13 protein-coding genes and 1 pseudogene are annotated in these 17,689 nt (G+C 36.9%); 3 read left to right on the top strand and 11 right to left on the bottom strand.

Features of this window, described 5'->3' with window-relative positions; all coding sequences use genetic code 11:
- Positions 1 to 44: 44 nt before the first annotated feature.
- The 6 genes from BMX01_RS03355 to rplM all read right to left on the bottom strand — a co-directional run bounded on the left by BMX01_RS03355 (position 45) and on the right by rplM (position 4,013).
- Entirely contained in the window at positions 45 to 818 is a 774-nt protein-coding gene (locus BMX01_RS03355; RefSeq protein ID WP_064083282.1) for a Zn-ribbon-containing protein, read from the bottom strand.
- Positions 799 to 1,722 carry a cation diffusion facilitator family transporter gene (locus BMX01_RS03350; protein WP_064083281.1) on the bottom strand — a complete coding sequence of 308 codons (924 nt, stop codon included), beginning with the start codon at positions 1,720 to 1,722 and terminating at the stop codon, positions 799 to 801. The genes BMX01_RS03355 and BMX01_RS03350 overlap by 20 nt, the downstream gene beginning before the upstream one ends.
- 27 nt (positions 1,723 to 1,749) lie before the next feature.
- On the bottom strand, positions 1,750 to 2,289 hold the full coding sequence (locus BMX01_RS03345; protein ID WP_064083280.1) for a hypothetical protein: 540 nt from the start codon (positions 2,287 to 2,289) through the stop codon (positions 1,750 to 1,752).
- Positions 2,289 to 3,062 (bottom strand): peroxide stress protein YaaA, encoded by a 774-nt coding sequence (yaaA, locus tag BMX01_RS03340; RefSeq protein ID WP_064081915.1) that lies wholly within the window; start codon positions 3,060 to 3,062, stop codon positions 2,289 to 2,291. Before yaaA ends, BMX01_RS03345 begins: the two co-directional genes overlap by 1 nt.
- Positions 3,063 to 3,172: 110 nt before the next feature.
- A complete protein-coding gene (gene rpsI / locus BMX01_RS03335) occupies positions 3,173 to 3,568 on the bottom strand; it encodes a 30S ribosomal protein S9 (protein ID WP_010945336.1) in 396 nt (131 codons plus the stop codon).
- A gap of 16 nt (positions 3,569 to 3,584) precedes the next feature.
- Positions 3,585 to 4,013 (bottom strand): 50S ribosomal protein L13, encoded by a 429-nt coding sequence (gene rplM, locus BMX01_RS03330; RefSeq protein WP_064081916.1) that lies wholly within the window; start codon positions 4,011 to 4,013, stop codon positions 3,585 to 3,587.
- A gap of 307 nt (positions 4,014 to 4,320) precedes the next feature.
- On the opposite strand from rplM, the gene BMX01_RS03325 reads away from it, so the two are divergent.
- A complete protein-coding gene (locus BMX01_RS03325) occupies positions 4,321 to 4,707 on the top strand; it encodes a Z-ring associated ZapG family protein (RefSeq protein WP_064081917.1) in 387 nt (128 codons plus the stop codon).
- Between the two features lie 48 nt (positions 4,708 to 4,755).
- Here the strand turns inward: BMX01_RS03325 and glnD are convergent.
- The 4 genes and pseudogenes from glnD to rlmE form a co-directional block, all read right to left on the bottom strand.
- A pseudogene (gene glnD, locus BMX01_RS03320) lies at positions 4,756 to 7,311 on the bottom strand (bifunctional uridylyltransferase/uridylyl-removing protein GlnD).
- A 69-nt stretch (positions 7,312 to 7,380) separates the two neighbouring features.
- A complete protein-coding gene (locus BMX01_RS03315) occupies positions 7,381 to 8,598 on the bottom strand; it encodes an aromatic amino acid transport family protein (protein WP_064081918.1) in 1,218 nt (405 codons plus the stop codon).
- Positions 8,599 to 8,793: 195 nt separating this feature from the next.
- Positions 8,794 to 10,713 carry an ATP-dependent zinc metalloprotease FtsH gene (ftsH, locus tag BMX01_RS03310; protein WP_064081919.1) on the bottom strand — a complete coding sequence of 640 codons (1,920 nt, stop codon included), beginning with the start codon at positions 10,711 to 10,713 and terminating at the stop codon, positions 8,794 to 8,796.
- Positions 10,714 to 10,754: 41 nt separating this feature from the next.
- Positions 10,755 to 11,381, bottom strand: coding sequence for a 23S rRNA (uridine(2552)-2'-O)-methyltransferase RlmE (rlmE, locus tag BMX01_RS03305; RefSeq protein ID WP_010945341.1), 627 nt, complete (start codon positions 11,379 to 11,381; stop codon positions 10,755 to 10,757).
- A gap of 269 nt (positions 11,382 to 11,650) precedes the next feature.
- Between rlmE and guaB the strand changes: the two genes are divergently transcribed.
- Both guaB and guaA read left to right on the top strand, forming a co-directional pair.
- Positions 11,651 to 13,114 carry an IMP dehydrogenase gene (gene guaB, locus BMX01_RS03300; RefSeq protein ID WP_064083279.1) on the top strand — a complete coding sequence of 488 codons (1,464 nt, stop codon included), beginning with the start codon at positions 11,651 to 11,653 and terminating at the stop codon, positions 13,112 to 13,114.
- Positions 13,115 to 13,266: 152 nt separating this feature from the next.
- The gene (gene guaA, locus BMX01_RS03295) at positions 13,267 to 14,838 is read left to right on the top strand and encodes a glutamine-hydrolyzing GMP synthase (RefSeq protein ID WP_064081921.1); all 1,572 of its coding nucleotides are present in this window, start codon (positions 13,267 to 13,269) and stop codon (positions 14,836 to 14,838) included.
- Positions 14,839 to 15,085: 247 nt separating this feature from the next.
- Here guaA and BMX01_RS07820 read toward each other — a convergent pair.
- Positions 15,086 to 17,689: hypothetical protein (locus tag BMX01_RS07820; RefSeq protein WP_159427899.1), on the bottom strand; the 2,604-nt coding region annotated here is incomplete at its 5' end.

The following is a 17,689-nucleotide window of genomic DNA, read 5'->3' as shown; positions in this document are numbered from 1 at the left end:
GGTGAAATATGCCCACTTTAAATTAGCTAATGCGTGACAACGTATTACTTTTGTAATTGCCAACTTAAATTTGATATTAAACGGCATTTATCGCATTTAAAATGGAAAATTTGATGTAATGGTTCGGTTAAACGCCATTCTGCACCACAGCTACTGCATTTTCTTTGATATTCAACCGCTTCATCGGTTCCTAAACGATATAAATAGTAATACGTTGGCACTTGTGTAACGCGTTCAACTTCTCTACATAATTTAGTGCCTAATTGAGCTAAATTGCTGTCAATCTCACTAATTTCATTTAATGCGGACTGTTCTAAAATTGTTCCATTCATTTGCAATTGATCACAAGCCTGCCAATTTTCTTGCCATTTAATGAGCGCTTGCGCTAATGATTGATCCTTTTGCAGTAGCCTATATAAGGGAATTGGACAAAAATCATCACCATTATACAAAGGCGAACAGCTATCCAAATGGGTGGTATATAAAATATAAAAACGTGCGTTGCTATTTTCAGATGTTTGTTCTGCTTGATAATCTCGACCAATAATTTCAAAAGATTCAAATTCTATGCCTTTTTCTGCCGCTTGCGATAAGGCTTCCGTCACTTGAATGTTATTCCATTCTGGCATTAAGCTTATTTGTTCTGGCGTAGCGAGGCGAACTTGAAAATGCGCGCTAGGCTGTGTATGGTAGGTCACCGAGAATTCACGGCCAATAATTTGTCCATTATAAAGCCATTGATTGATGATTTGATTTATCAATATAACAGGGTCATGTTCAAAATTTTGAAATGAAAAATTAGCGATAACTTGGTACATAGTTTTTTACTTGTCCTAAAACAAGCTCCTGTTGAACAATTGATGTTGGTTCTTGATGAATAATTACTTCAGAAAGTGGAAAAGCTGCAAGAATTTTTTGTTCTAAATTGTCAGTAATCGTGTGAGCCTCTAGTAAAGAAAGGTGATCTTCTAATTCAAGATGCAGTTGAATAAAGCGTACAGCGCCAGCCTGACGCGTTAATAAATCATGAATACCGATAATTTGTGGCTGGTTAGCAACAATGGTTAAAATTTGATTAATATCTTCTTCTGGTAAAGCTTTATCCAGTAACACTTGTACGGCTTCCCAAAACATTTTAAAGGCATTAATGCTAATATAAAGTGCAATGCCAATTGCAAAAATAGCATCTGCATAAATGAATCCATATATATTTAATAACATAGCCACTAAAATAGCGGCATTCATAAATAAGTCTGTTTGATAATGCAATGAATCTGCTTGAATAGCAGGACTCTGTGTAATACTCACCACTTTCTTCTGATAAAATACTAAAGCTGCGGTAAATACAATAGAAATAATACTGACTATAACGCCTAATTGAGAATCTTCAATCAACACGGGGTTATTCAGGTTATGAATACCTTGTAACAGTAAAAAAACGGCTGTGCCCGTAATGAACGCACTTTGTGCAATGGCAACCAATGATTCTGCCTTGCCGTGTCCAAAAGTATGCGTTTTATCTGCGGGTTGTAATGCAAAACGTAATACCAAAATATTAGTCATTGACGCGAATAAATCAACCATTGAGTCCGTCATTGAGGCTAAAATTGAAATAGACCCGGTTTTCCACCAAGCGAATGTTTTAATTAAAATTAATGAACATGCAACAATAATGGCGACATTTGCCGCCCGCTTCACTAACTTTGCATATTGTTGTTCCATAAAAATCCTAATAATACGGTTTAGTGTTTATTGACAAGCCACTTGCCAAGCTAATGTTGAAAGTTGTTGCGCTAGCGAATTTAATTCTGCTTGATAAGCGGTTAAATTTGCATTTTTTTCTGTTAAAATTGCCCGCTTATTTGCCACTTGGATTTGCGCAAAACCACAGGCTGAATCACGACCACGAGAAACTTCTAATAAGATATCATTAAAACGTTCAGTTGGTGGATAAATTATCGCGCTATATAATTCATTTTCTATTATTTTTATTTGAGCAATGGTATCTTGTTGATTTGAAAATACTTTTTTACGCAATGCCATTCTTTGCATTATCGTTGAGGTTTTATTTTGATCTAAAAAAATAAAAATAGCATTATGCCAATTCTCAGGATGTTGATTACCCTCTGCCGGTAAAAAAAGCAAATGGCGCATACCCTCTAACATATTATCCGTAACTTTAAAGTAGGATTTCCCTTGAAAAGGGATACTTTCCGGTACCACAAATGTTTTTTTAAGCATTTGGCAAGCGGTTAAAAAACAACAAAATATGATTAATAATAACCGCATTAGCGTGCTTCTCGTTTAAAAATAAGCTCCGTTGATGTTGAATCATTTTCATCAAACCAATAACCGCCATAATCAAATGTTTTTAATTGTTCAATCGTGGTTGGTTTTGTTACTAAAATAAAGCGTGCCATCATACCACGTGCTTTTTTCGCATAAAAACTAATCTGTTTAAATTTCCCATTTTTCTCATCTAAAAAAATCGGCTTAATCACCTTAGCCTGTAATTGATCTATTTTTAAAGCTTTAAAATATTCATCCGATGCAAGATTAATCAAAATATTATCCGCTTGTTTATCGATTGCCATTTGCAGTTCGTGAGTAATGATATTATCCCAAAATGCATAAAGATCTTTACCTTTATGATTAGCTAATTTAGTGCCCATTTCTAACCGATAAGGTTGCATTAAGTCTAATGGTCTCAATAATCCATAAAGGCCGGATAAAATACGTAAATGGTTTTGAGCATATTCAACTTGTGCCTCTGTTAATGTTTGTGCATCTAAACCGGTATAAACATCACCTTTAAATGCAAATAAAGCGGGCTTTGAATTTTGTTGATCGTGTGCTAATTGCCATTCTATAAAACGCGCAACATTAAGGCTAGCTAATTTATCGCTAATCGACATTAATGAACTTAACGTTGCGGGAGTAAGCTGTTTACACAAATTAATCAATTGTTCGCTGTGAGCGGTCAATACTGGTTGAGAATAAGCAAAAGAGGGACTGGTTGTAGCAAAATCTAATGTTTTAGCTGGAGAAATTATCGTAAGCATAAATAAGGCCTAAATAAATTTAAAAATACATTGATAATTTAGCAAATAGAAAAGGCAGGATATTCCTGCCTTCTATTAATGATATTTTCATATACCGAAAAACGTATAAATTAACGTTTTGAGTATTGTGGACGACGACGTGCTTTGTGTAAACCCACTTTTTTACGTTCAACACGACGAGCATCACGAGTAACAAAGCCCGCTGCGCGTAATGCTGGACGTAAAGTCTCATCGTATTCCATTAATGCACGTGTAATACCATGACGAATTGCACCTGCTTGACCAGAAATACCACCACCTTTAACAGTAATGTATAAATCTAATTTATCTAATAACTCAACGAGTTCTAATGGTTGACGAACGACCATGCGTGAAGTTTCACGACCGAAGTAAACTTCTAAAGAACGTTGGTTAATGGTAATATTACCGCTGCCCGGTTTGATAAATACACGAGCTGAAGAGCTTTTGCGGCGACCTGTGCCGTAGTTTTGATTTGCTGCTGTCATTTTCGATGCTCCGTGATTAGATGTCTAAAACTTGTGGTTGTTGTGCAGCGTGGTTGTGAGCGTTACCTGCATAAACTTTTAATTTACGGAACATATCACGACCTAAAGGACCTTTTGGTAACATACCTTTTACTGCGATCTCAATCACTGCTTCTGGACGACGCGAAATCATTTCTTTGAAGGTTGCATCTTTGATACCACCTACATAGCCAGTGTGCCAGTAATAGATTTTATCAGTTTCTTTTTTGCCTGTTACTACTACTTTCTCTGCATTGATAACGATGATGTAATCACCTGCATCTACGTGTGGAGTATATTCAGCTTTATGCTTACCGCGTAAGCGACTTGCTAATTCAGTAGCTAAACGACCTAAAGTTTTACCTGTCGCATCTACTACATACCAGTCACGTTTTACTGTTTCTGGTTTTGCTACAAAAGTTTTCATTAATTAAATACCAATATTTAAGTTATAACCCAATCCGCTTATTATAAAATAAGGGATTACCTATATGACGGTAGAATCCGACCCCTTCGAGCCAAAATCTGACCAAACTTACTTGGCGGGAAAATCCAAGTAAAACAGGGTAGTAAAATTATACATGCTTTTGAAATAAAAGGCGAACATTTTTTATGTCTTTTCACTAAAATGCGTGGAATGTCAAATTTTATTATTTTGTTATGAAAGAATGCTTTTCTTAAGAAAGATAACGTGGTAGAAAATAGCTATTTAACACAATATAAAAGGTTTAATAATGAAACAATGGACAACTGAAATTTGGTTTTCAATCAGTATAGCATTTCTTATCGGAACACTATGTGGTGTATTAGTTATGCGATTTTTTAAAGGAAATGTTCAACAACAAATTCAGGTAAAAAGCGAATTAGCTTCGGCTGAAGCAAAAATTGAAGAACAAAAACAGCAACTTGAGCAACACTTTGAACAATCAGCGAATTTGTTGACGAATTTAGCGGAAGATTATAAAAAACTTTATACTCATTTTGCACAAAATTCCGAACAGTTATTACCCGAGTCAAACCAAGTTGAATTTTTTAAACGACTAAAAAATGATGCTAATGGTGATGAAGATAATCAACCACGCAATTACTCAGATGGATCTTCGGGCTTATTTAAGTCATAATGGACTAAAAATAGCTTGTTTAGTTAACTAAGCGGGCTATTTTTAGCATTAATGCGCTAATTCAGTTAATAAACTACATTTAAGTTGTTTCTTTTGTTGCGTTGTTAGTGCAGTATTTTGTTTGGTGGTTACCACAAATAAATCTTCTACCCGTTCACCAATAGTCGTGATTTTTGCATTAATTAACACTAGATCTAATTGATTAAAAATCGCGCTTACCTGAGCTAATAACCCTTCTCTATCTAATGTAAATAATTCAAATGAGGTTTGCTGTGGCTGTGTATCTACCAGAAAAGAAACTTTGGTATTAGCGCTAAATGATTGGTGTTTCACCGGTTTTTTGATTAATTTAAATATTCTGCTTTTGTTATTTAAAAGCATTTCTAATAAAGCGCGTTTAATTTCACGACAACGATTTTCGGTTAATGCAGATCCATGCACTTCAGTCACGATAAAACTATCAAATACTTTTTTATCTTTACTCGTCATAATCTGTGCATCGTGAATGCTAATTTTTTTGCGGCTAAGAACTTGTGCAATATGCGCGAATAGTTGCGGTTGGTCGCTACAATGTACAAAAATTTCAGTAGCACCACGCGCATATTGATTGCTGACTAACACAAGCGGTTCATTTTCAGCTTTTTGAATAAACGCTTGCGCATGCCAAACTAGTTGAGTCGGGGTGTTACGTAAAAAATAACTTTTGGGACAAGGTTGCCAAAAAGCGTGTAATTTTTGTTGTTCCATTATTGATAAATGCGCGTTAAGCAATGCAAATGCTTCGGCACGATGTGCTTGGCTAACATATTGATAATCTAGGGATCTATCTAGTTCTTTCAAGGTAAATTGATATAGCTGACTAAATAGCGTTCGCTTCCAATTATTCCAAAGATTAGCATTTGTGGCACAAATATCGGCAATTGTTAGGCACATTAAATCCGCTAAAGCGGTCGAATTTCCTACAATTTTTGCAAAATGTTGGACGACAGATGAATCATGAATATCACGCCGTTGGGCAGTAATCGACATGGTTAAATGCTGTTGCACTAACCACGCCATTTGTTGTGCTTGTTGCGCTGAGAAATCATGTAATAAAGCAAACTGATAGATTTCTTCAGCACCTAAATTCGTATGTTCACCCTTTCGGCCTTTGGCAATATCGTGAAATAATGCGGCTAAATAAAGTATTGGTTTATGATCGGATTGCTGAAACAGTTGACAGCAAAGTGGATAATCCTCTGCTGTTTGCGGCGCCAAAAAGCTTTCAAGCTTTTGCATGACTCTGATGGTATGTTCATCAACCGTATAAAGATGAAATAAATCAAATTGCATCAAGCCAACAATAGCTTGCCATTGGGGAAAATAAGCTGACAATACGCCTAGTTGATGCATGGGTACAATAGCTCTGGCAATAACATTAGGCTGTGAAAAAAGTGCGATAAAACGTTTACGCGCCATTGGATTTTGGCATAGCGGCTCCGTGAGTTTTTGCAATGCAAGCCGTAAATACCGCAATGTTTTAGCATCAATTTTTACGTTAGGATATTCAGTGAGATAATAAAACAGATCTAGAATAGTACTAGGCTGTTGTGTAAAACAACGACGATTTTGGCAGTTGAGTTGATGGCCTTGTAGATAAAAATAGCTATCAAGCGCTTGTTTTTCAGCTAAATGATGCGGATTACGATCCGATAATTGAAAGTTATCTATTAATAATTGGCTTAATTGAGAAATCGATTGTGTCGCTTGAAAATAATGACGCATCATTGTTTCAACCGGCTGATTACCTTCTCCTTGATAACCTAATTGTTTGCTTAAACAGAGCTGGCGATCAAAATATAGGCGGTTATCATAACGTTTAAGCTGTAAGTGTAAGGCAAAACGCATTTTAAACAGTACCGCTTGTGCCTTGCTTAATTCGCGGTATTCTTCAGCAAATAAAATCCCTTTATTGAGTAGAGTATCCAGTGAAAAGGTGCCAAATTGTCACATTGAGATCCAATAAATTAAATGTAGATCACGTAAACCACCAGGGCTATGTTTTATATCCGGTTCTAAATTATAGCCAGTATTATGATAGCGGCTATAACGTTCAGCACGCTCTTCCATTTTTGCTTTAAAAAACGTTTCAATAGGCCAAAAATCTTCTGCATATAACTTTTCAATTAAACTATGCTATAACTGCTTATTGCCTGTCAGTAAACGCCCTTCATACATATTGCTTGCAACGGATAATTCTTGTTGGCCAATTTCAATACACTGCGCGATTGAACGAATACTGGCTCCGACTTGTAATTTACTATCCCATAAAATATTAAATAATTCATTTAATCTAGCACGACTGATTTCATCTACGGGGTGCTGTGATAAAACTAAAATATCTAAATCGGACAATGGGAACATTTCTCGCCGACCATAGCCCCCCACCGCAATTAATGCAAGATCATCACGTTCTGCGAAACCAAATTGTTGCCATAATGAATTTAATAATTGATCGTAATAATCTCTTCGTTGATGCAATAATTTAGTAACGTTATCAGTAGTAAAAGCGTTTTTTTGTTGCTGATTAAAGGCAAGAATTTCAGTTTTAAAGGAAACGATCATATTGTTAACTACATAAAAGCGGTCGAATTTTGCAAAAATATTGCTGATTTAGACCGCTTTAGGTGTGAATTAGCCCATTACTTTTGGTAGATAACCAAATTGAATTAAAAATGGAATAATCATAATAATAATGCCCATTAATAATGCTATCAGCAATGCGCTATTACCCCCCGATACTCGATAAGGTAAATTAGGGTGTAATTTACGTGATCGCCATGCAAGTCCTATTGGTAATAACATTCCGTAAAAAGCAAATAATAAACCGGCATAACCTAATGCTGCAATAAAACCATTAGGATAAAATAAAGCAAATAATAAAGGAGGAATAAAGGTTACTAATGTTAATATTAAACGATTTGTGGGTAAATTAATCCGTTTTAATAAATCGCCGATACATTCAAAAATACCCATAGCAACGCCTAAAAATGAAGTAATTAATGCTAAGGCAGAAAATAAACGTAACATTTCACCTAAAAATGTACTTCCTGTAATTTGACTAGTTGCTTTTACTAAACCATTTAAGCTTGGATCTGACTTTAAAATTTCAACAAATTCGGCTTGCGTTAATACGCCATGTGTTGCTAATTGCCATAATAAGTAAGCAATTAATGGAATAGCGGTACCAATATAAATTGCAATGCGAATTTTACCGATATCCGCCTCTAAGTAATTATTAATGCTTGCCATAATTACGTGGAAACCAAATGATGTGAAAAAAATTGGCACCACAGAAATAACCAATAAGTTATCCAGTGGCATAGCAAATAGATTCTCAATTTTTGCTTTTGGTAACATCATTGCTAATACAAGTAAAAACGCTATAATTTTGCCAATAAATAGCACGCGAGTTAATCCATCTACCCCTTTAATACCCACCACGACAAAAGTACCTAATAAAGTAGTGAATAATAAGATAGCGATCTTGTTGGTTAATTGACTATCCATCATTTCAGGCAAAATACCGGATAATAATGAGCCACCGCCTGTAATATAGGCGGCTAATAAAGCATAAAGTAAAACTAATAAAGTAGCAGTCGCAAGTACACGTCCAACAATACCAAAATATTGCTCAGCTAAACTAGCCACACCGACATCACGTTTTGGTGCAGTTTGATAGACTTCCATAAATAATAATCCAGTGTAAGCTAATAATCCCCACAAACTAATCAACAAAAACAAGGTCGCGCCAAAGCCCATTCCTGCTGAAGTTAATGGCATTGCAAGCATTCCCGCACCAATCGTTGTGCCGGCAATCATTAATGCACTGCCTAATATTTTATTTTTCATATTATCCTATTTTTACCCCACTTTATTATAAAGCACTTTATTCTAGCAAACTAAAATTAAAAAGCGGTTAGATTCTGCAAAATTTTTGCATATGCTAACCGCTTAAATTGATTTATATCATCTAAACACAATTAAAACCACCTAATATATAAAGAAAAAACCGAGATAAATCTCGGCTATTATCATGGCTTTTAGTTAAGCATCTACCCGATTATCCGCAACGTCTGCATCTATATTAGGCTTAGCGTCTTCAAGTGTATTGCTCGCTGATGTAGCATCTGAAGAATCATTCGAAGAATTTTCTTCTTTATCATCATTCCACCCTTCCGGTTCGCCAACAGGACGACGATGCATTAAATCATCAATTTGTTTTCGATCTAATGTTTCATATTTCAATAGTGCATCTTTCATTGCATGCAAAATATCAATGTTTTCTTCTAGAGTTTGCTTAGCACGAGCATAATTACGATCAATAATAATCCGCATTTCCTGATCAATTAATTTTTGCGAAGCTTCTGACACCCCTTTAATCGCCCCCATACCATCTTCATTTTGATAAAATAGCGGTCCTAATTCTTTTGAAAAGCCCCATTGAGTAACCATAGCGCGTGCAATTTGGGTTGCTCGATGAATATCAGATGAAGCGCCGGTGGTAATTTTATCGTCACCAAAAATAAGCCCTTCCGCGATACGTCCAGCAAACAACGTTGAAAGTTGGCTTTCTAGCTTAGTAAAGGTTTCACTCACGCGGTCACCTTCTGGTAAAAATTGTGCAAATCCAAGCGCTTGCCCACGTGGGACAATGGTTACCTTATTTAGTGGGTCATGTTCTGGCATCAAATAACCAACAATCACGTGCCCCGCTTCATGATAAGCAGTATTCATTAATTCTTTTTCCGTCATCGTATTAGAACGACGTTCTGGCCCCATATTAATTTTATCACGGGCTTTATCAAAATCATCCATCGTAACAACGGTTCTATTCTTACGTGCAGCAAATAAAGCCGCTTCATTCACTAAATTGGCTAATTGTGCACCTGAATAGCCCGGCGTACCACGCGCTACAATCATTGGATCAACACTTGATGCAAGTGGCACTTTTTTCATGTGGACTTTTAAAATTTGCTCTCTACCTTTTACATTTGGCAAATCAACGGTCACTTGTCGGTCAAAACGACCCGGGCGCGTTAGTGCATCATCAAGGACATCTGCACGGTTAGTTGCCGCAATAATAATAACGCCTTCAGATCCCTCAAAACCATCCATCTCAACTAACATTTGATTTAACGTTTGTTCGCGTTCATCGTGGCCTCCACTCAAGCCTGCGCCACCACGCTTACGGCCTACCGCATCAATTTCATCTATAAAAATAATACAAGGCGCATTTTTCTTTGCTTGATCAAATAAATCGCGAACGCGAGAAGCACCAACGCCCACAAACATTTCTACAAAGTCAGAACCTGCCATAGTAAAGAACGGCACGCCCGCTTCACCCGCAATTGCTTTTGCTAACAATGTTTTACCTGTACCTGGAGGCCCCACCATTAAAATACCTTTAGGGATACGTCCACCTAATTTTTGGAATTTGCTTGGTTCAGTTAAAAAGTCAACTACCTCACTCACCTCTTCTTTGGCTTCATCACAACCCGCAACATCACTGAAACGCGTTTTAACTTGCTCAGGCGTAAGCATTTTGGCTTTGCTCTTACCAAATCCCATCGCACCGCGACCACCGCCTTGCATCTGACGCATATAAAATAGCCAGAAGCCAATCAGCATAACCATCGGAAACCAAGAAATAAAAATTTGAAATAATACGCCACGACGCTCTTGAGGTTGGCCAGTAATTGTCGCATTAGTTTTAGCTAAATCGGATAATAAATACTGATCATTCATCGGCATAACGGTTTTATATTCAGTACCATCGTTTTTAATGACCGAAATAGTTTCATCGTTACGTTTAAAATTCACCTCTTTTAACTGATTCGATTTAATATCATTTAAAAATGTGGAATAAGAAACAGTATTACTATTATTAAAATTTGAATTAAACCCCTCAAATGCAGTCATTAGCACAATCGCTACGACTACCCAAAGGACAATATTTTTAACCATATCGTTCAAGGTTAATTTCCTCTATTATTTATTAAAAAAATCTAGCCTTTATAGCCTGTTGCAACAATATATACTTCACGTGAACGATCACGAGAAGCCTCAGGTTTACGCACCTTCACAGTGGTAAACATTGAACGAATATCACGCAAATAGTCATCAAAGCCTTCGCCTTGAAAAACTTTGACAACAAAACTGCCTTTAGGTGCTAAAACTTGGCGACACATATCTAAAGCCAGCTCAACTAAATACATTGCGCGTGGAATATCTACCGAAGGCATACCACTAAAATTGGGCGCCATATCCGACATAACCACATCGACCATTTCATCGCCAACACGTGCAAGTAAAGCATTTAATACGCTTACTTCACGAAAATCACCTTGCAAAAAATCCACACCGACAATTGGATTCATATCTAAAATATCACAAGCAATAATACGCCCTTGATTACCAATCTGAGTAACTGCATATTGTGACCACCCGCCTGGGGCCGCCCCCAAATCAACGACGGTCATACCGGGTCTAAATAAACGATCACTTTGTTGAATTTCATCTAATTTAAAATAAGCGCGCGAACGTAATTTTTGTTTATGTGCTTTTTGCACAAACTGATCTTTAAAATGCTCAGCTAACCAACGTGATGAGCTAGCACTTCTTTTTTTGCCCATAAAATTATTAAAATCTCTTTCTACACTTATGTAAAATTAATCTTACCATAAATAAGGACACCTTGGCTTGTTTCAAGAGCGAAAAAACAAATGAACGTTAAATTTTTTTAATCGGTGAGAACTTAGGTAAAAATATCTCAAATTTTGACCGTTAAGCGCTCATTATATAATTTAAAAATTTACAACCCTGAAATTCATCTGTATAATCTGCTCGCAATTTTTCTAAACCACTTTTTGTTCTATTTACTCAGCTTTAAGGAATTATTGCAATGTTACGCATCAAACAAGAAGCCCTCACATTTGATGATGTTTTACTCGTCCCAGCACATTCTACAGTGCTTCCAAATACTGCCGACCTTTCTACTCAACTAACAAAAACAATCCGTTTAAATATTCCAATACTATCCGCAGCGATGGATACTGTTACTGAAACCAAATTAGCGATTTCATTAGCACAAGAAGGTGGCATTGGGTTTATTCACAAAAATATGTCGATTGAACACCAAGCTGATCGTGTTCGTAAAGTAAAAAAATTTGAAAGCGGTATCGTTTCTGAACCTGTTACCGTGTCACCGGAATTAACATTAGCTGAATTAGCACAGCTTGTGAAGAAAAATGGCTTTGCGGGCTATCCGGTCGTAGATAATGAAAATAATCTTGTCGGGATTATTACCGGACGCGATACGCGCTTTGTACAAGACCTAACCCAAACGGTTTCTAAAGTAATGACACATCGTGACCGCTTAGTTACAGTCAAAGAAAATACCAAATGCGAAGAAATTTTAGCTTTAATGCATGAACATCGGGTAGAAAAAGTACTAATGGTTGATGATGCATTTAAATTAAAAGGTATGATCACCGTAAAAGACTTCCAAAAAGCAGAACAAAAACCCAATGCTTGTAAAGATGAATTTGGACGATTACGCGTGGGTGCAGCAGTAGGCGCGGGGCCGGGTAATGAAGAACGTATAGACGCCCTAGTTAAAGCCGGTATAGATGTATTATTAATTGATTCATCACACGGACATTCAGAAGGTGTATTACAACGCGTACGTGAAACACGTGCCAAATATCCGGATCTTCCTATTGTGGCTGGTAATGTTGCGACTGCAGAAGGCGCAATTGCTTTAGCTGATGCCGGTGCAAGCGCGGTAAAAGTAGGTATCGGCCCGGGTTCAATTTGTACTACACGAATTGTAACGGGCGTGGGCGTTCCACAAATTACTGCAATTGCTGAAGCGGCTGAAGCGTTAAGAGATCGTGATATCCCTATTATTGCTGACGGAGGTATCCGTTATTCTGGCGATATTTCAAAAGCTATTGCAGCAGGCGCAAGCTGTGTAATGGTTGGCTCAATGTTTGCGGGTACAGAAGAAGCGCCCGGTGAAATTGAACTGTATCAAGGCCGCGCATTTAAATCTTATCGAGGCATGGGCTCATTAGGCGCAATGTCTAAAGGTTCATCAGATCGCTATTTCCAATCAGATAATGCAGCCGATAAACTTGTGCCAGAAGGTATTGAAGGACGTATTCCTTACAAAGGTTATTTAAAAGAAATTATCCATCAACAAATGGGTGGCTTGCGTTCTTGTATGGGCTTAACTGGATCTGCAACTATTGAAGATTTACGCACTAAAGCACAATTCGTACGAATAAGCGGTGCGGGAATCAAAGAATCCCATGTTCACGATGTTACTATTACCAAAGAAGCCCCTAACTACCATATGGGATAATCAATGATAGAATAGCGGTCATTTTTGCAAATTTTCTGCAAATTTGACCGCTCACTAAAGTAATAAACGCATTCTTACTATGCTTTATATTCTCTCCATCAGTAAGAAACCTTAGACATTCACCTACACTATTTTATTAACAGAAAAACAAAATGAATAACATTCACAATCATAAAATCCTAATTTTAGATTTCGGTTCACAATACACGCAATTAATTGCACGTCGCATACGTGAAATTGGAGTCTACTGTGAACTTTTGGCATGGGACGTAACAGAAAAACAGATCCGCGAATTTAACCCAACCGGCATCATTCTTTCGGGCGGCCCTGAAAGTACCACCGAAGCTAATAGCCCACATGCACCTGAATATGTCTTTAACGCAGGCGTACCCGTATTAGGCATCTGCTATGGTATGCAAACTATGGCAATGCAATTAGGCGGTTTAACCGAAGCTTCTGAACAGCGCGAATTTGGCTATGCCGCTGTTGAATTACAACATGCAGATCAATTATTCGCAAAATTAAATGATGATTTAACCACTTCACAACCTAAATTAGATGTTTGGATGAGTCATGGCGATAAAGTCACACGCCTACCCACAGGCTTTCAAACTACTGCAGTAACTCCAACTTGCCCTATTGCAGCTATGTCTGATGAAAAACGACGTTTCTACGGCGTACAATTCCACCCTGAAGTCACACACACAAAAAGCGGTTTAGCATTGCTGACTAATTTTGTAGAAAATATTTGTGGTTGTGCACGTAGCTGGACACCTGAAAATATTATTGAAGATGCCATTGCTAAAATTAAACAAAAAGTAGGCAATGACCAAGTTATTTTAGGACTATCCGGTGGCGTAGACTCATCAGTCACTGCCCTACTATTACACCGCGCAATCGGTAAAAATTTACATTGCGTATTTGTCGATAACGGCTTGCTCCGCTTAAATGAAGGCGATCAAGTAATGGAAATGTTTGGCGATAAATTTGGCTTAAACATCATTCGCGTTAACGCGGAAGAACGTTTCTTAGAAGCGCTTAAAGGTATTGATGATCCAGAAGCAAAACGAAAAATTATTGGTAAAGTATTTATTGATATATTTGATGATGAAGCCAAAAAACTCACTGACGTAAAATGGTTAGCACAAGGCACGATCTACCCTGATGTCATTGAATCAGCAGCAAGCAAAACAGGCAAAGCACACGTGATCAAATCACATCATAACGTAGGTGGCTTACCAGACTACATGAGGCTTGGCTTAGTCGAACCATTACGTGAGCTTTTTAAAGATGAAGTACGTAAAATTGGCCTCACATTAGGCCTGCCTGCTGAAATGCTCAACCGCCACCCTTTCCCAGGGCCCGGTTTAGGCGTACGTGTACTAGGTGAAATCAAAAAAGAATACTGCGATTTATTACGCAATGCAGATGCCATTTTTATTGAAGAACTTTATAAATCAGGCTGGTATTACAAAGTGAGCCAAGCATTTACCGTATTCTTACCCGTGAAATCTGTAGGCGTAATGGGGGATGGACGCAAATACGACTGGGTCGTATCTCTACGTGCGGTAGAAACCATTGATTTTATGACCGCTCATTGGGCACATTTACCCTATGAATTACTAGGTAAAATCTCAAACCGCATCATCAATGAAGTAAATGGCATTTCTCGCGTCGTATATGACGTGTCAGGCAAACCTCCTGCGACTATTGAGTGGGAATAGAAAATCATCACTTTAACTAATTTATAGTTATTCCAATTTTTAAATAAAGCCTTGTATATCAAGGCGTTATTTATTTGAAAGCGTTCTATCTAGTTCATTTTTCTTACAGTATTGGACGATATTCTTAAAATCAAATCTTTGTAACTGAAAAATAAGCTCTATAAGAACCTGATTGACACAAAAAGAAAATGCCTAGCATTACGCTGCTAGGCATTTTTTCAGTAGCTAACATGAGACTTTAGTAAGTCTATCTAACCGACTTATGCGATACTCTATTAAATTCTACTTCAGATCTTGAATCTAATGATTGCGAAGAACCATTTAATGAAGCAGATTTTTTATTAGCTTCTTCTTGCTCCCATTGCTTATATAGTTTAGCTATTCTAGCCTCATCTTTTTTAGCATCTTTTCTCTCCTGTTTAGTACGTTCATGATATTCCTTTGCTTTTTTCATAAATGCTTCACTGACTGAATCACCGGATAAAAATGCATCTCTCTCTAACGCTTGCTTAGGGTATCCTAACCCCCCCGTGATATAGAGTATATTATTTTTATCGAATAATTTAGCATCATAACCTTTATTATCAATTATTTTAGCTAACGCATCCTGTTCATGATGAGTCAATTCATGCACAATAGTATTTAAAACTTCACCATTATTCTTTAAACGTGAATGAAATGCGCTTTTTACGGGCTTATCATATATTGATAACATACCATCCTTGTAAGAACCATGTTCTGAAGATAGAATATTTGCTGCTTTTCTTCTCATAATATCAAGAGACACTGGTGCTAATTCGGTATTTAATTCTTGCTCAAAGATCTCTTGTTTAGCCCGGCTAACTGTATCAAATATATATTTGATCGCATATTCATTACCAGAAATTTTCGAATTAGCTAAATGTTCTAATAATAATCGGTTAGAAGATAGTTTTTCAATTAGCCTATTGTTTACATAATTTCTTACCGCTTGATATGTATCACTTAACGGAAGATTTTTATATATTTCAGCAACGGATCGTAAGATCTGTTTACCATCTTTACCATCTAGATTCCTTAGGGAATATGTAGGTGCTACTTCATTTGAAATATTTTGACGAGTATTAAATAATTTCTGATAAACATTAATATCTTCATCTGTTTTACCTTCCGTAACTTCTATTAATGCCTTTAATAGATGCTCTTTAGGTATCGAATTAGCACTTGATGCAATAATTTCTAATTTTTTCACTGCTTCTATATGAGGATCAATATTTTCAGCCTTTAATTTAGTTTGTTTAAAAGCTGCTTCCACATTCGGTAATTTTAGCGGTTTATAGTCAGTATTGGTAAGCGCTACTTCTACGCCATTCTCAACTATATGATTTACTCCTTTTGTCTTATCGTTAATTATATCGATATTAGTATTACGATAACCTACACTTGTTTGCTCTGTATCCTTTTCAGAACGCTTATTAGAAGAAGATTTATCAAATAAATTTCTTACTCTCTGCAATAAGCTCGGACCTTCTTGTCTAGCTCTACGTGGAGAACTCTTTAAGTCAGACTCTGATATAGAAGTCTTCAATGTTTTTAACGGATTCGCAATTACATGGTCTTTCAGCGTAAATTTTAAATTAGGATTATCTTTATAATTCTCATAGAGATAGCGTAATTCTCTCGATGTCACTGAATCATAATGTTCATGATTAGGATTAAAAACATCTTTCAATTTATCCATATTAATCTGCGTATCAGCTCTAAAACCTGGGCTATTTGTCACTAAACCATCTAATGCAAAGTAAAGCTGTCCTCCTCGTTCTAGCGTTTCTTTCGCGATAAATTTCGTCTTCTCGGTAAAGAAGTCCATACGTGCATCATTTAATGCTTTCTGGGTATCTTTATAATCACGAATCGATTTATTTTCCGCAGTAGTATAGTTAGGGGACTCCTCTAGTTCATCCATATCAAATTTTTCGTTTGCTCTTAATGTACTGTGCATCGCTTTTTCTTGGTCACTTAGCGTAGCTATCCGTTTTAATGCATCAACTGCCGCTTCATTATTTATTAACTCACGAATAATTCGTTGGTTATCATCTACATTAGCATCGTTAATACGATTTTTTGGTTCGCTTCTTCGCGCTAATTTAGCTGTTTCGTCATTAAATGAAGCGATATCTTGTATATCTTGCTCGGTTACTTTGCCATCTTTCACTTGTTTTGCAAATTTTGTTAATTCTCCAAATTCAAAACCAAGATTCAGTTTGCCTATGTAACTGTCTGCTAATATCGCATTTTTGCCTTCTTTATCTGCCGCATTCGCTTTACTGATTAATGCTTGTCTGCCTCTTTGTAAACCATAGATTAATGCATTCTCCCCTAAATCAGATTGCGCTTCACGTGGAGACTCGAGATTTTTCAAGCGGGTCGGTATATGTTCAATCGTCTTAATTTCTAATGAATTTTCTCCATTAGTTTGAGATTTATATTCATTTTCTACCTCTTCTACTTTCGTTTTGTTACTGTCTCTGCTAAATAAGTGTTTCAAACGACTCCATGTAGATTCACTCTCTTCACCTTTTACCTTCGCTTTTCTAAAGCCAGCCGCATTACCTAGCTCAGGTCTCGCCGGTAGCGCCGGTGCGTAATCATCCTCCGCCGATTTGAAGCGCAAGTCCGCATACACTGGCTCTGTTGTCGATACACGACTCACTTGCTCTGCTAACTTGTCACTTCTTGTCCGTAACTGTTCCGGTGTATAAAAACCTTCTACGTTATCTAAACGTCTGTTTCTATTCACTTTCGCATACAACGATGATGGGTCATCTACTTCTACTTGTTGCCCCTTGATTCTTTCATAAATCACTTCTGG

The organism is [Haemophilus] ducreyi (assembly GCF_900109315.1).
GTDB lineage: Bacteria > Pseudomonadota > Gammaproteobacteria > Enterobacterales > Pasteurellaceae > Haemophilus_B > Haemophilus_B ducreyi.
This window is presented reverse-complemented; position numbering and strand designations above follow the sequence as displayed.